Origin of the sequence: Sorangium aterium (genome assembly GCF_028368935.1) — a bacterium.
Classification (GTDB): domain Bacteria; phylum Myxococcota_A; class Polyangia; order Polyangiales; family Polyangiaceae; genus Sorangium; species Sorangium atrum.
This window is the reverse complement of record NZ_JAQNDK010000001.1, coordinates 1,317,382-1,332,190: the sequence shown is the minus strand read 5'-3', so window position 1 is coordinate 1,332,190 and position 14,809 is coordinate 1,317,382. Positions and strand designations below refer to the sequence as shown.

The following is a 14,809-nucleotide window of genomic DNA, read 5'->3' as shown; positions in this document are numbered from 1 at the left end:
GCGCGGATGCGAGTCGTCAAACCCCTCAAGGTCCCGGCGCTCACCCGCGTCGTCGAGGTCGCGCGGCGCACCAGGTTCCACGTGGGCGCCATGCTGGCGTTCCCCCTCGACGCGCCGCGCGCGCTCGTCGACGAGATGACGTTCTGGCAGGCCGCGACCGCGCAGCTCGGGAGCCTCCCGCTCGACGACGGCATCACGAAGGCGCGCGGCGAGCTGCTCGTGGCGGGCCGGTGCTACGCGCCGGAGGGCCGCCGCGTCGGCGCGTCGTTCGTCCGCGCGCGGCTCGGCTCCGTCGACAAGCGCCTGGCCGTGCTGGGCGACCGGCACTGGAGCGGCCACGGCTTCACGGAGCCGGAGCCGTTCTCCGAGATGCCCATCGACTGGGCGCGCGCGCTCGGCGGGCCGAAGGACGCGGCGAACCCCTACGGGAAGGGGATCGAGGAGGTCGAGCGCGGCGGGCAGCGCGTCCGGCCGCTGCCGAACGTGGAGCACTACGGCGCGCTGATCCGCTCGCCCGGCGACAGGCCGGGCCCGGCGTCCTTCCTCGCGATGGACGTGACGTTCGGCCAGCGCCGCGCCCGCGCGGGGACGTACACCGCGGACTACGCCGAGAAGTGGGCGCCCGGCCTGCCGCCCGACGTCGATCCCGCCTTCTTCAACGTCGCGCCGAACGATCAGTGGGTCGCCGAGCCGCTCCGCGGCGACGAGGCGTTCCTCGTGGAGAACATGCACCCGACGCGCCCGCGCATCGAGGGCGCGCTCCCCGGCCTCGCCGCGCGCGTGCTCGTCACCCGCCGCGACGCGAGCGGGGAGGCGTTCCAGGAGCTGCCCGTCCGCTGCGACACGGTGTGGCTCTTCCCCTCGGCCAACCTCGGCGTGGTGATCTTCCACGGCTCGACGCCCGTGGCCGACGACGACGCGGGGGAGATCGTCGACCTCGTCGTCGCCTGCGAGGAGATCGGCCGCCCCCGGCCGATCGAGCATTACCGCGAGGCGCTCGCCCGGCGGATCGACAAGGACCGGGGCTCGATCGCGTCCCTCAGCGACAGCGATCTCATGCCGCCGCGCGAGTCGGGCGTCGCCGCGAACGTCGCCGGGATCGAGATGGTGCAGTGGCTCAAGAGCGAGAACCTCGCCGCGCAGAACCTGCGGCGCGGCGCGGAGCGGGAGCGCGAGCGCCGCCGCGAGGAGCTCCTCGCGGACGGCATCGACCCGGCGCGCTTCGGCCTCGACGCGCCGCTGGCGGAGGAGGAGGCGCCTCCGCCGGTCGACGATCTCGACGCGCTGGTGACGTACCTCGACGCGGCGTCGCGGAAGATGGAGGAGGAGAAGGCGAGGGCCGAGCGCCTGAAGAAGGAGGCCGAAGAGCGCATGAAGGCGCAGGCCGCCGAGATGGACGTGTCCGAGGAGGCGCTCCGGCGCGGCCAGACCGGGGAGGAGCCGCCCGGCGGCCCGCCGCGCTTCTCGGCCAAGGCGCAGCTCCAGCAGTATGCGGAGCTGGCTGAGGCGGCGCGCCTCGGCGGCGTGCCGAACCTGGAGCTGGAGGCGATGCTCGCGGATCCAGGGTTCCCCGAGCAGCTGCTGCGCCTCGAGCAGGCGGCGCGCGAGGGCTACCGCGGCTCGGCGCACCTGAGGACGGCGGCCCTGCCGATGACCGCCGAGGCCGCGGAGATGGCGCGCGTCGTCGTCGATGCGGCGCGCGAGGCGGGTGAGCCGCTCGACGAGCGCGACCTCACCGGCGCCGACTTCCGCGGGGTCGACCTGCGGGGGATGCGCTTCGCGCGCGCGTTCCTCGAGGGGGCCGACCTGCGCGGCTGCGACCTCTCGGGCGCTGTGCTCGAGGGCGCGGTGCTCGCGAAGGCCGACCTCTCGGGCGCGAACCTCACGGGCGCGCGGCTCCGGGGCGCGAACCTTGGCAAGGCGAACCTCGAGGGCGCGGTGTTCGACGACGCCGATCTGACCGAGGCCGTCCTGATGGGCGCGAAGCTCGCCGGGGCGAGCCTGAAGCGGGCGCGGCTCGAGCGCGCCGACGCCCTCCAGGTGAGCTGGGCCGGCGTGGATCTCTCGGGCGCGGATCTCTCGCTCTGCTCGTTCCTCCAGACGAGCTTCGCCGGGGCGAAGCTCGCCGGGGCGAACCTCGAGCGGGCGACGCTTCTCGAGTGCTCGCTCGACGAGACGGATTTCTCCGGCGCGCGGCTGCACAAGACGTCGCTGATGAGCTGCACGGGGGCGAAGGCGCGCTTCGCGGGGGCGCGCTTCTCCGAGGGGGTCGCCGTCCACAAGAGCGGCCTGCCGGAGGCCGACTTCCGCGACGCCGTGCTCGACAAGACCTGCTTCCGGACGACGGACCTGCGCGGCGCGCGCTTCGATCGAGCCCAGATGACGATGACCGATCTCTCCGAGGCCGACGCGACGGGCGCGAGCTTCGACCGCGCCGTCATGAAGAACGCCCTCCTGATCCGGACGAACCTCGACCGCGCTTCGCTCCGCGGGTGCAACCTGACGGAGGCGATCCTCTCGAAATCGCGCCTGGCGGGGGCCGACTTCACGGGCGCGCAGCTCTGCCGGGCCGATTTCAGCCGCGCGCGCGGGGACAGCCGGACGACGTTCGCCGAGGCGAGCGTCGAGTTCACCCGGTTCGACCGGCAGGCGGCGCCGGCTCCTGGAGGCGCGACATGAACCGCGACGAGGTGCTCGACAAGGTCCGCCACGGGGACCCGATCCAGGCTGTGGACATCTCCGGGCTCGACCTGACGGGCGCGGATCTCTCGGGCGCGGTGTTCGACCGGGTCCGGATGCCGCGCGCGATGCGGGGCGCGCTCGTCAAGGAGTCGACGTTCTCGGAGTGCGATCTGTCGGGCGTGGACGCGGCGGGCGTGGACCTGCACCTGACGACGTTCTTCCGGAGCCGCCTCGACGGGGCGACGCTCTCGGGGGCGAGGCTCGTCGGCGCGAGCTTCATCGAGTCGACGTTCGAGGGCGCGGCGCTGTCGGGCGCGGAGGCGCCCGTCGCGACCTGGACGACGTGCTCGCTCGAGCGCGCCTCGTTCGAGGGGGCGAACCTCGACCGGGCGAACCTGGTCGAGGTCAAGGCCGGCGGCGCGAACTTCTCTCGCGCGAACCTCGAGAAGGCGACGTTGTACAAGCTCGACCTGCGCACCGCGCTGCTCAACGGCGCGAACCTGACGCTCACGACGCTTGTCGAGGCGGCGCTCGGCGCGCGGGCGTTCCAGGGAACAAAGCTGTTCCGCACGCAGTTCATGCGCGGCAGCGTCGCTGGATCGAGCTTCGCGGGCTGCGACGCGACGCAATGCAACTTCACCGGGGTCGACGTGTCCGACTGCGACTTCTCCGATGCGATCCTGACGCAGGCGCTCTTCGGCGAGGCGATCGCGGCGAAGGCGCGGTTCTCGCGGGCGAAGCTGCAGAACGCCATCTTCGAGCGGGCCGTGCTCGCGGAGGCCGACTTCTCGGGGGCGGAGCTCGTCGAGGCATACCTCGCCTTCGCGTCGTGCCCGGGCGCTCGCTTCGTCGGCGCGAAGCTCTCGTACGCGGACTTCTCGCACTGCGATCTCTCGGGCGCGGACTTCTCGCAGGCAGGGATGTTCCGCGCCAAGCTGCACCGCGCTCGCCGCGACGGGGCGAAGGTGCCGGCGGGCGCAGGCTGGCTCGGCGACGACGAGAAGCTCGCCGCGATCGAGGACTGGAAGCCGCGCCGCGGCGGCGAGCGCGACGGGCAGCGCGCGTGACCGGGCATGCTGCGCGCATCGTGCGTAGTCACGAGTCTCGCGAGACTCGCGAGACTCGCGAGACTCACGAGACTCACGAGACTCACGAGACCGAGCGCGCGACCGCGACCCGTGAGACTCCGATGCGAGGCCGCGTTCCACGAACTCCGTTGATTTCTGCCTTGAAATCATTGAAACTAGCGTTGCGGCGCGCACGTCCTGACCGGGCGGATCCAGGCCGAGGAGACCCGAGATGCAGAGCATGGCGGCCCGCGAGCCCCTGACGGTGGCACACGACGACAGCGCGCAGGACGACCTCCTGGCCGCTGTGGATCTGCCGGCGATCGAGCGCTCGCCCTCGCCGCGACGCGTGCCGTCGCTGGAGACGGGCGTCGTCCGGGGCACGGCGTCGGGGCTCGTGATCGAGCTCGGCGGCGGCCCGGTCGCGGCGCGGCGCGCGAAGAGCTGCCTCGTCGCGCCGGACGCGGGGGATCGGGTGCTCTGCGCGGTGGACGGCGATCAGGTCTTCGTCCTCGCGGTGCTGGAGGGCGAGGCGGGCGCGACGACGCGGATCGTCGCCGAGGGCGACATGAAGGTGCAGGCGACGGGGCGGCTCGGGCTCGGCGCCGGCGACCAGATCGAGATCGCCGCCGCCAGGGAGGTAGGGCTGTTCGCGGGCAAGCTCCAGATCCGCGCGCAGGCGGCGGCGGCGGCGATCGAGGAGATCGGGCTCGTCGGCCGGTCCCTCGAGGCGCACATCCAGAAGGCCGTCGTCGTCGCCGAGCGCATGGAGGTGCGCGCGGACCGGCTCGTCCAGCGCGCGAAGCAGGCGTTCCGCTTCGTCGAGGCGATCGAGCAGGTGCGCGCGGGGGTCTTCGATCTCCGCGCGGAGGGCCTCGCGGCGGTCCGTGGGGAGAACACGATCGTCGCCGCGCGGACGCTCGCGAAGCTCGACGGCGAGCAGGTCAAGATCGGCTGAAGGGGCGCGCGGCGCGGGGCCGCGGGCGCCAGCAACGACGAGGGGTGAAGCGATGCTCGCGAAGACGACCGCAGGGGGGATGTGCCTGGCGTTCCCGGACGTGTGCCTGACCCCGACGCCGGCCCCGGTGCCGATCCCGTACCCGAACATCTCGCTCCATCCGATGAGCGTGCTCTTCGTGCCGAACGTGCTCGTCACGTGCGCGCCTGCGCACAACATGCTGACGGTCGCGCCGCTCACGATGGGGGACAACCCGGGCGTCGCGCTCGGCGTCGCGTCCGGGATGGTGATGGGCCCGTCGCGCAACGTGACCGCGGCGTTCACGGTGATCGTCGGCTGCGCGCCCATGACGCGCCTGACGAGCATCTCGATCCAGAACAGCACGAACGCGCCGGGCATGGCCATCGTACCGAGCGTCACAACCGTCCTCGTGCTCGCGCCGTGAGGGGCGAGAGCAAGGGATCCGCCACGGAGGCTGCGACGGCGCCGGAGAAGAGCTCGCTGAACGAGGCGCTCGCGAAGCTCGACGCCGCGATGCGCAGGCCGACGGGCAGCAGCGCCGATCCGGATCGGCGCCGCGTGGCGGCCCGGCTCGCGGATCTCGTTCGATGCGAGGACGACGAGCTCACGGCGTTCGCCAGGCGGCACCTGCCCGGCCGCGCGGCGGACGAGGCGGCGCTGCGCGCCGCGCGAGCGATGCTCCTGGCGATCGGCGGCGTCCTCGGTCCGGAGGGCGAGAGCGCCGAGGCGCTGGTCGTGCTGAAGGACACGCACGGGACGCTCGACGAGCGGCTGGCGGAGGCGAAGCGGGCCGCGGCGCAGCGCGCGGCGGACGAGGCGGCGGCGAAGCGCGCGGCGGAGGAGGCCGCCGCGACGACGGGCGCGCCGGCGCTGGTCGAGGCGCAGGGGCCGCTGTCTCGCCTGGGCGGAGGGCTGCCCTTCGTGCCGGCGGCCGCGGCGAGGCGTGAAGCGGAGGAGGCCACCGCGACGACGAGCGCGCCAGCGCTGGTCGAGGCGCAGGGGCCGCTGTCTCGCCTGGACGGCGGGTTGCCCTTCGTGCCGGCGGCGGCGCCGATGCCCGCGGCGATGGCGGTGCCGGCGGCGGCGCCGATGCCCGCGGCGATGGCGGTGCCAGCGGCGGCGCCGATGCCCGCGGCGATGGCGGTGCCAGCGGCGATGGCGGTGCTGGCGTCAACGGCGGTGCCTGGGCTGACGCCGCTCGGTGTGCCTGGGCCGGCGCCGCTCGGTGTGCCTGGGCCGGCGCCGCTCGGTGTGCCCGCGGCGGCGCCGCTCAGTGTGCCCGCGCCGGCGCCGCTCGGTGTGCCCGCGCCGATCGCAGTAGCCGCGCCGGCACCGATGGCAGTACCGGGTGCCGCGCCCGCACCGGTGGCCGAGCCTGAGCCCGCGCCGGCGTCCACACCCGCACCCCAATCCGTCACCCAGCCCGCGATCGTGCCTGTTCCCGCGCCTGCGTCGGTTCCTCGGACGGACCCGCCGGTGAGCAGCGCGGAGTCGAAGCCTCTGAGCAAGACGCTCCCAGATACGCCGCGGGTCATCGATTCCGCGTTGCCCTTCATCCCGGTGGCGTCCGAAGAGCGTCCTCGGCCGTCCGTCGCTCGTTTCGACTCGGCACTGCCATTTCAGCCCGTCGCCAGCCCCGATGGACAGCCGGTGCGCGAGCCTGGTCCGGCGCCCGCGCACCACTCCCCGGCGGTGCCGCTCCACGACGAGCGTCATTCCGTTGTGGCCACGCCGAGCGCGCAGGCCGCTGCCACGGCGAGCCCGCTGCCGGTCGCCGCGTCGAGTGCGCAGGCCGCTGCCACGGCGAGCCCGCTGCCGGTCGCCGCGTCGAGCGTGCCGCCGGTCGCCGCGTCGAGCGCGCCGCCGGTCGCCGCGCCGAGCCCGCTACCGGTCGCCGCGTCGAGCGTGCCGCCGGTCGCCGCGCCGAGCGTGCCGCCGGTCGCCACGCCGAGCGCGCTGCCGGCATCCGCGTCGGGCGCGCTGCCGGTCGCCACGCCGAGTGTCCCGCCCGCCTCCACACCGGCCCCCGTGAGCGTGGGCGACCCGCTCAGCGCGCGCCCGCCACCCTCTCTCACGCTCAACCAGTACGCTGGCCTCGTCGTCGCGTGCGAACTGTACCCCGCCTACGTGGAGAGCACGAACGCACGCTACGGGGTACCGACCCCCGCTGCGCGCGCCGCCCTCGACGCCTTCTGGGCAGGCCGCTTCGCAGCAGATCCCGGGCTTGCCCAGCGCTGGCCCGAACTCTGCGAGGCCGCGCGCAGGTACTTCCTGCAACCGCGCTGAACGCCGGCACCGCACGCGCAGCGCCTCGCACGAGCACCTCGTGGAGCAGCAAGCGCATCGGAACGCTGAAGCCGGCCGGGACTCGAGACCACAAGGCGCCGGATGCCAGGAAGAGATCCAGAGTTCGGCGTCGTCGACGCCCTGGCAGATCATTCCTTCTTTGAACGGTGTGCCGGCGCCAGCGTTCAGCCGGCGCCGCTCGAGCAGGCTCGGATGAGCTCGGCCACGAGCGGCGGCAGCCGGCCGGCGAGCGCGGCGCGCTCCGGCTGGAACAGCGTGGCGACGAAGAACGGATGTCCGTCCAGCTCCACGGCGCGCACGTCGCCGGCGTCGTCCTCCGCGCCGATGCGCAGCGGGCCCGAGACCAGCCCGGCCCGGAACTCAGGGTTCATGCCGTAGCGGCACCGATATCCTTCCGTTGCCTCAGGGCGGCCGTAGGCCCGCGCGATGCGGGTTCCGGCGCCGAAGCGGATCGCGCCGGTGGCCTCCACCAGCGAGCACGCAAGCGGCGTGATCACCGCGCGCTGCGCCGCTGGGGCGGTCTCCGCGTGCTCGGCGTCCGACCAGCCCAGCACATGGCGCGCATACTCGACGATCGCGTGCTGGAAGCCCCCGCAGGTCCCGAGGAACGGGCGCCGATGCTCGCGGGCGAAGCGGATCGCGCGCAGCGCGCCATCCATGCTCCGGTACGGGCTCGCCGGCACGCACCACAGGGCGTCATAACGAGCCACCCGCGAGGCGTCGGTCACCTCCTCGGTCGGCACCCATTCAAAGGAGAGCGGCGTGGATAGCGCCTCTCCCGCCAGCCGCAGCGCGACCGGGATGGCCCGGTGGGCCGTCACGGCGTCGTCGCGGTCACCGATGAGCCCAACATGAAGCATCGGCTGCATCCTGGCCTCAACGCCGCCAGGTGTACGGCGGTGCGACCGTCACCTCGGTGACCGTCGAGACGCCCGCCCAGTCGTCGGGGACGAACCCGTAAAACGTGCTGCTCGACTTCGACGTGCCGACGAACTCGACATCTCCGAGCAGCTGTGCTGTTCCGGAGACGGACTGGCGATCGCCGAACCAGCCGAGCGGATAGAAGGTGGTCTGCACGATCGCCGAGCCGCTCACGTTGAATCCGCGTGCCTGGATGCCCGAGCCGCGTTGCCCGACCAGGCTGAGCGCGCCGACACGGCCGCCGGAGATCACGCCGTTGACGATGGTCGCGTGATCCTCGACGCGGACGTCGCCGCTCACCTCTCCGCCGAGGATGGTCGCGTAAGGACCGACGTAGACGCTCGACGGCGTGCCTTCGGGCGCGCAGCCGCCGCCGTTCGCGTGCCTGGCCGTGCCCCGCGGACACGCGTCGAGCTGGCCGTCCTGGAACCCGGCGGGCCACGCTCCGTCGATCTCCACCATGTACGGATAGCGATAGATCGACGGGTACGCTGGGCCGTCCGAGGGGTTCGTCCAGATCAGCTTCTGGTACTCGGTCGGCGTCGCGACCACGACCAAGTAGACGTTCTCGCCGGGGCTGATGCAGAAGTCCAGCTCGCCGTCGCTCCCCCGCTGCAGCGGGCTGTAGCGCGATGTGGTCAGCTCCGGGTCCGTCGCCACGAGGCCCCAGCGCCAGCCGGAGTCGGCGCCGGCCTGGGTCACGCCCCGGAACACGACGCGCACGCTGGTCGCGTCCGATTTCGGGTGCAGGCGCACGACGTTGTAACCCCAGCGCTGCGGCGCCCAGTGATACGGCGAGACGAAGCGGCGACTCTGCGCCCAGTCCGCGTCGAGCGCCTCGAGCCGCGTGAGACGAAGTCGCCGATCCGTGCGGCCGTTCGACGTCATGTCGGCCTCGATCGAGCCGTATTTCTGTCGATACACGCTGGATGGATCGCCTCCGTCCGTGGGCGGCGGGTCCTTGTAGTCCCAGGTGACGTTGTGCATCGCCCACTCGCCGAACTCGTCGTTGAGCCGCTCGATGTCCCAGCCACGGCTCAGCATGAGCTTCTGCCATGGGTCGCCCTGGCCGCGTGGCGCCTCGTAGGCCCACATGTCGTTGACGGCGCTGTAGCAGTGTTTGTCCTTCAGGAACTCGAAGAACTGCCAGTTGCAATAGCGGTTCCGGGTGTTGCCGTAGTAGAGGTGCGGCATGTTCGGCAGCATGTCCGAGCAGTGCACGTTGTCCCGCCATATCTGATGCGGCATCCAGTTCGCGTGGCTCTCGAAGATCCAGCAGCCGGTGCCGCCGCAATCGGGGAATGCCTGCGTCATCGACTGGACGCCGTGCATGAACTCATGGGCGAGCCCCCACGGGTCGCGGGCGGCGCCGGGGCCGATCCACATCCCCATGTAGTTGACGCCGTTGCGGCTCCACCCGCCGCCCCAGAGCGGGAAGCTGTCGTCGAAGTGGACCGCGGCCTTCCACTTGTCCGCCGATTTGCAGTACGGCTCGGGGAAGAAGATCGGGCTGCCGAAGTATGCGCTCCAGATGGTCTCGAGCGTGTCCGCGGCCTCCTCCGCCTGGCTCAGGTCGATGTCCGTCCCATCGGGCCAGTAGAAGGCGAAGTGCGCCGACTCGTGGCGCAGCGGCGCGCGCGTCTCGCCGCCGTCGCGCGGCGCCTTCCAGGCGCCTGCTGCGCAGCTGGCCCCCGTGCTCTGGCAGCTCGTCGCCCACTCCGTGCTCGTCGTGCCCTGCTCGCAGGCGCCGGGGCCGCCGCCCGCGGCCCCGGTCGAGCCGCCTGTTCCGGCCGCGTCGCCGCTCGATTCACCGGTGCCGGCGGTGCTTCCGGTGGTGCCGGCGCCGGCGGTGCCTGAGGTCGCCGTCGTGCCGCCGCCGGACCCCGATGCCGGAGCAGGTTCCTCCGACGCCTGACCGCACGCAGCGAGGAGCGCGGCGACAGCGAGCGTCCTGCTGTTCGCGAGAAGCCGCTGGAACGATGTGCGGGTCGCCCGACGAACGCCCGCGGGTGTGCGGAATATGTAAGTGAAGCTCTCACGGGCTGCGCGTTTGTGTATCGCGGATGAGCCATAAGCTTGGTCGAACATGCTGTATTCTCGTTCGGAGCGCGCTCGCCATGCAAAAGAAAACAATGCTTGCCAAGGTCCCTGATGCACGGCGGAAGTGAGTGGCCCGGCGTGGCCGCGCCATCGTGACGGATGCTGGGCGCGACCCGACCCAGGTTGGACCCATCCAGACCCGACCCGGTTGAGACCCGACCCTGAGACCCGACCCGGTTGAGACCCGACCCTGAGACCCGACCCAGGTTGCGTAGACCCGCCATCCGATGTGGCGGGTGGCATGGCGGCCGCCACCTCTGCCGCTATGATCGTCACCTGTGGTGCATGATAAGTGCTTGAAATGATTGACTACAGTTTCTGGCACAGCGTTTGTTGGTGTGGACGGGCCATGAGCCACCCCCGCGAGATCTCGCCCGGCGCTACCTATATGATCACTCGTCGCGTCTTGCGTCGGCATCTGCTCCTGCGCCCTGACGCAGCCATCACCCAGCTCTTGGTTTACGCCCTCGCGGTCTCAGCCGGTCGCTTCGGGATCGAGGTTCACGCGTTTTGCGCGATGTCAACGCATCTCCACCTGGTGGTGACGGACGTGAATGGAGTCCTGCCGCGCTTCTTGCAGTTCTTTCATCGCATTGTGGCGCTCGGGACCAAGGTGCTTCGCGCGTGGGAAGGACCGGTATGGGACCACGAGGCCACGAGCGTTGTACGCCTCCTGACGCGCGCTGTCGTGGTGGAGAAGATCGCCTACGTGCTCGCGAACCCTGTGGCCGCTGGGCTTGTCCGGCATGCGCGTGAGTGGCCGGGGGCGAAAGTCGATGTGAGCGAGCTCGGCTGCGGCGTGCTGCGCGCGGCGCGTCCTGTAGCGTATCTCGACCCGGAAAATCCACAGTGGCCCGAGGAAGTGATGCTGCCTCTCGCGTTGCCACCGGCGATCGAGCAGGACAGCATCGATGACTTTCGCCACTCGGTCGCCGCCTCGCTCCGGGAACACGAGGCGCAGGCCCATGCGGCGCTGCAGCAGCAAGGGCGTCGCTTTCTTGGTGCTGAGCGAGTCAGCAAGATCTCCCCGTACGAGCGCGTCACGAGCTTCGAGGCGCTGGGCGAACGTAATCCGACCTTTGCGGTTGGTCGCGAGCAGGGTGATGCACGGCGAATCGCTGGCGCTGCGGTGCGGGCGTTTCGTGCGTCGTACCGCGCTGCGCTTGAACGGTGGCGCGCCGGGGTACGCAGTGTGGTGTTCCCGGCGGGAACTTGGTGGATGCGCACGTTCCACGGCGCCAGCGTGACGGTCTTCGAACTTCTGGTGTAGATACCGCGTAGCGCTGTTCACAATGATGTGAAAAACGCGGGATCGACTTCGATCTGGTGTTGCCGTGCTTCGGGGAACGTCCGTCTGGAGAGGTCGGAGCGGGCGCGAAGAGCGTGTGTATGGCACTACACGCACGCCTACGAGCGGGGGCCGGGTCGAGTGTGTACGCAGCGATTGGACCTGTGACTTCAGATAAACTCTGATTGACAGAATGGGACGGTTATGGACCGGTAGGAGTGCTGAATCGATTGAATCAATCCGGATCGATCCATGGATTGGGGGCGCCCAGATCCGGTGACGGTCAACCCGGGTGGAGTCTCCTCTTGCGTACGCTTTTGAGCGATCGCTCCGATCGCTCACTCCGATCGCTCAACCCGGGTCGGGTCGTGCGCAACCCGGGTCGGGTCGTGCGGGTCGTGCGCGGGTCGGGTCGTGCGATCGCTCAACCCGGGTCGGGTCGGGGCCGCACGGGTCGGGTCGGGGCCGCACCTGTACATTCGGTCGATCCGCTCTTCGGGTGCGCGCGGATCGAGCAGCAGGAGCGTCAGATAGAACGCCCACTCCAGCGGCTTCATCGCGAGATAGACGAGATCGGCAGCCCACGCGGCGCCGATGTACCGGCTCACGGGTAGCCCCATCCGGTCGTAGAGCTGCCGCGCCGCGCGGCCGAAACGCGGCCAGCGCTCGTGCAGCAGATCCTCGAAGGCGTTTGCGATGGCGAGCTGGCGATTGACGAGGATCGGCGTGCCTCCCCGCCGTCCGAGCCGGATTGGGCGCACAAGCCAGGTGTGGCCGCGTGCAGCGACGGTGCACAGGTAGTGGCAGTCGCCGGGCAGCTCCACGATCGGGAGCTGCGACAGTGTGTATCCGCACGTGCGGGTGAAGACCTGGAGGGCGGCTGCCGGATGTCCCAGCCAGGCCGCGTGGAGGACGGCGTGAACCCCGAGCAGCAGCGGGGAAGCCGCGAGGGCGAGCCACAACGTGGGTCGGTGAATCGCGGGCGGTGGCGGAAGCGGGACTTGCCTCGGCCCCGTGCGATAGGCGGGGTCGGCAGCAGCCAACGGAGCGGGCGCGCTGGCCTCGACGCCCCGTCGCACGAGGCGAGCGCGCAGCTCGGCGGAATAGAAGACGACAGTGAACACCGGCGCGACGCATGGCAGGAGCAGCGGCGGCACGAGCAGGCCGGCCCCGACCCAAGGGCCGAAGTGCACCGCCAGCAGGACGTGGAGCGCAATTCCGACGATCAGCGCTGCATGGACGACGAGCTCTGCAGCGCCAGGCAGCGCTTCTTTCCGGCGTCGTGACACGACATAGGCGAGCGCGGTGAGGGCGTGCAGCGCGATCAGGCCGTGGACTTCCGGTTCGGCGAGCGGCCGGAACGCCGTCGTGCCGGCGTCGCATGCCGGGACAGCGCACGTCCCGGGGGCATCGTGGCTGTATGCCATGCCCCAGGCGGGCAGGAGGATCAGCGTGAGCGCCTCGGCCGCCACCTGGAAGGAAGCGCGCCCCCGGCGCCGTATCGCGCGGTACGTCCATACGGTCAGGCCGATCCAACCGGCCAGCCCGAGCGCTCCGGCGACGAAGATCGCGCCATCGACTCGGACCAGCATCGCCGCGCCGAAGAGCAGCGCCGCGAGCGCCGGAACGCCGTAGCCGGTGGCGACCAAGGCGGCGAGGGCACCGTCTGTCAGCGAGAACGGCGGCTCGGGCGGCGACTGCTGCGGCTCGGGCGGCGACTGCTGCGGCTCGGGCGGTGGCTGCTGCGGCTCGGGCGGCGACTGCTGCGGCTCGATCGGCGACTGCTGCGGCTCGGGCGGTGGCTGCTGCGGCATGCGTCCACCATGCTAACGGCTCCCGTCGCAGGAGATCCATCCTGCGAGGTGGAGGGCGCGTCCTTCGCGAGCCGCGTCGCACGTCGGAGAGCGAGCCGTGCCGGCTGCTCGCGCAGAGAACCCCGCGTCGAGCGGATGCTGATAGGATCCATGGGATCTGGCATGAGCCCGGACCGAAAGCGCCCTCCGCGCCCCGCAACCTCCGCCGAAGGGCGGCCGCTCCGGCGGCGGGCGCACGCGATGGTCGAGGATCTCCTTACGTCGGCCATGAGCCACGAGGAGCAGGTGAGGCTCGCGCGCGTCGTGCTCAGGTCCGGTTCCCGCGAGGCGATCAACCGGCTCTTCGAGTACTTCCAGCGCTGCCAGGCCGAGACCCGGTGGGGAAGAGACAACCCCCTGCACGAGATCGCCGGGGCGATGCGCGTCCAGGCGATCAGGGCCCTCCGGGGCCCGCCCGGGCAACACAGCCGCAATCACAGGAGCGCGCTCCTCGTTTTGTGGGTAGCCGGTCGCCCAGGCGATGTTCCGCTCCTCGTGTCGCTCCTGGCAGCGCAGGACCCGGACGGCCTGGATCGCGACATCTTGCCGGTACTTCAGCACGTCATTTCGGGCTACGAACCCAGCGATCCCGACCTCATCGCCCCGATCGAGCGGTTCATCGAGCGGACAGCGTCGCTGCAGGACATCCACGCCGCGTCGCTCGTCCTCCGCGAGTACCGCGTTTCGGAGGCCGAGTCGGCGCTCCAGCGGGCCCTCGCCTCTCCTGATCCGTGGCGGCGCGCTCCCGTGATGGCGGCCCTGATCGTCAGGAATCCAGGACAGCACTGGCACGCCGGCGAGGCGTTGCTGGCCGCGCTGAAGCTTGAAGCGCGGACGGCGGAGGCCTGGGACAAGGATTCGGTCCAGAGGGCGCTCGCCGAGGCGCTCGACGGGGCCAAGGAAGGGTTCGAGTCCAGGGAGGAGGTCGGACTTCCCCCGGTTCCCGAGGCGTGGATCGAGGAGCTCGACCACGTGGCCGACGAGGACTGCGCCGCGTTCCTCGACAGGCTTGGACGGGAGTTCACCCTGGATCAGGCGCTCCTGCTCCCACGCCTCCAGACCGCGTCCCTGGCCCAGAAAAAGGCGCTGCTCCGCGCCCTCGGGGCCGTGGCGACCGGCGGAACCCCGTTCTTCCATGCGGTATGGCCTTTCACCTCCGATCCCGACGAGGAGATCGCGGCGCTGGCCATCGCCGCGTGCGGGACCACGCGCTCGGATCAGGCAAGGATGCGGCTGACGGCGAGGCTCAGGGGCGCGATCGCGAGGGACGACGCTGCCGCCGCAAGGCCGCTCCTGACCGGCCTGCGCGGCTGTCTCCACGACGGCGCGGTGTGGAGCGCGGCGCTGTCCTTGCGCTGCGAGATCGCCCGGAGGTTGGCGATCGAAGGGCTCGAGCACGGCGCCGTCCTGCGCGGGCCGGCGATCGAGCTGCTGAACGAGGCTGCGAGGCGGGAGAGCAACCAGGGGCTTCGCCGGCGGATGGACCGCCTTCTCCGGGAGCGCTGACCCCGGTGAGGGCGGCGGGGGCGTCTACGGCTATCGCCATCGCCCGTGACGTGGTTGGGTCCGCGACGGCCCTCGCCCGTGACGTGGTTGAGTCCCGCCAGCGGAG

10 protein-coding genes are annotated in these 14,809 nt (G+C 71.4%); 7 read left to right on the top strand and 3 right to left on the bottom strand.

The features are described from left to right. The first annotated feature begins 6 nt into the window (after positions 1–6). From POL72_RS04885 to POL72_RS04865, 5 genes are all read left to right on the top strand, one after another. A complete protein-coding gene (locus POL72_RS04885) occupies positions 7–2,679 on the top strand; it encodes a DUF2169 family type VI secretion system accessory protein (RefSeq protein WP_272093836.1) in 2,673 nt (890 codons plus the stop codon). Further along, entirely contained in the window at positions 2,676–3,749 is a 1,074-nt protein-coding gene (locus tag POL72_RS04880; RefSeq protein ID WP_272093835.1) for a pentapeptide repeat-containing protein, read from the top strand. Before POL72_RS04885 ends, POL72_RS04880 begins: the two co-directional genes overlap by 4 nt. Before the next feature lie 232 nt (positions 3,750–3,981). Then, positions 3,982–4,707, top strand: a complete 726-nt coding sequence (locus tag POL72_RS04875) for a DUF3540 domain-containing protein (protein ID WP_272093834.1) — start codon at positions 3,982–3,984, stop codon at positions 4,705–4,707. A 52-nt stretch (positions 4,708–4,759) separates the two neighbouring features. Continuing rightward, a complete protein-coding gene (locus POL72_RS04870; protein WP_012237562.1) occupies positions 4,760–5,152 on the top strand; it encodes a DUF4150 domain-containing protein in 393 nt (130 codons plus the stop codon). Beyond that, the gene (locus tag POL72_RS04865; protein ID WP_272093833.1) at positions 5,149–7,014 is read left to right on the top strand and encodes a hypothetical protein; all 1,866 of its coding nucleotides are present in this window, start codon (positions 5,149–5,151) and stop codon (positions 7,012–7,014) included. The genes POL72_RS04870 and POL72_RS04865 overlap by 4 nt, the downstream gene beginning before the upstream one ends. 185 nt (positions 7,015–7,199) lie before the next feature. Here POL72_RS04865 and POL72_RS04860 read toward each other — a convergent pair whose 3' ends face one another. Both POL72_RS04860 and POL72_RS04855 read right to left on the bottom strand, forming a co-directional pair. Then, a complete protein-coding gene (locus tag POL72_RS04860; protein ID WP_272093832.1) occupies positions 7,200–7,895 on the bottom strand; it encodes a CTP synthase C-terminal region-related (seleno)protein in 696 nt (231 codons plus the stop codon). A gap of 16 nt (positions 7,896–7,911) precedes the next feature. Continuing rightward, positions 7,912–10,044, bottom strand: coding sequence for a DUF6055 domain-containing protein (locus POL72_RS04855; RefSeq protein ID WP_272093831.1), 2,133 nt, complete (start codon positions 10,042–10,044; stop codon positions 7,912–7,914). Between the two features lie 361 nt (positions 10,045–10,405). Between POL72_RS04855 and POL72_RS04850 the strand changes: the two genes are divergently transcribed. Further along, the gene (locus tag POL72_RS04850; RefSeq protein ID WP_272093830.1) at positions 10,406–11,326 is read left to right on the top strand and encodes a transposase; all 921 of its coding nucleotides are present in this window, start codon (positions 10,406–10,408) and stop codon (positions 11,324–11,326) included. Positions 11,327–11,682: 356 nt separating this feature from the next. On the opposite strand, the gene POL72_RS04845 is transcribed toward POL72_RS04850, so the two are convergent. After that, positions 11,683–13,158: a DUF6688 family protein gene (locus POL72_RS04845; RefSeq protein WP_272093829.1), complete on the bottom strand. Its 1,476-nt coding sequence runs from the start codon at positions 13,156–13,158 to the stop codon at positions 11,683–11,685. Positions 13,159–13,320: 162 nt separating this feature from the next. On the opposite strand from POL72_RS04845, the gene POL72_RS04840 reads away from it, so the two are divergent. Next, entirely contained in the window at positions 13,321–14,703 is a 1,383-nt protein-coding gene (locus POL72_RS04840) for a hypothetical protein (RefSeq protein WP_272093828.1), read from the top strand. Positions 14,704–14,809: the final 106 nt, after the last annotated feature.

Coding starts and splice junctions, on each gene's coding strand:
- POL72_RS04880 (WP_272093835.1), top strand. CDS start 2,676: ATGAACCGCGACGAGGTGCTCGACAAGGTCCGCCACGGGGACCCGATC.
- POL72_RS04850 (WP_272093830.1), top strand. CDS start 10,406: ATGAGCCACCCCCGCGAGATCTCGCCCGGCGCTACCTATATGATCACT.
- POL72_RS04875 (WP_272093834.1), top strand. CDS start 3,982: ATGCAGAGCATGGCGGCCCGCGAGCCCCTGACGGTGGCACACGACGAC.
- POL72_RS04870 (WP_012237562.1), top strand. CDS start 4,760: ATGCTCGCGAAGACGACCGCAGGGGGGATGTGCCTGGCGTTCCCGGAC.
- POL72_RS04840 (WP_272093828.1), top strand. CDS start 13,321: ATGAGCCCGGACCGAAAGCGCCCTCCGCGCCCCGCAACCTCCGCCGAA.
- POL72_RS04855 (WP_272093831.1), bottom strand. CDS start 10,044: ATGTTCGACCAAGCTTATGGCTCATCCGCGATACACAAACGCGCAGCC.
- POL72_RS04845 (WP_272093829.1), bottom strand. CDS start 13,158: ATGCCGCAGCAGCCACCGCCCGAGCCGCAGCAGTCGCCGATCGAGCCG.
- POL72_RS04860 (WP_272093832.1), bottom strand. CDS start 7,895: ATGCTTCATGTTGGGCTCATCGGTGACCGCGACGACGCCGTGACGGCC.
- POL72_RS04885 (WP_272093836.1), top strand. CDS start 7: ATGCGAGTCGTCAAACCCCTCAAGGTCCCGGCGCTCACCCGCGTCGTC.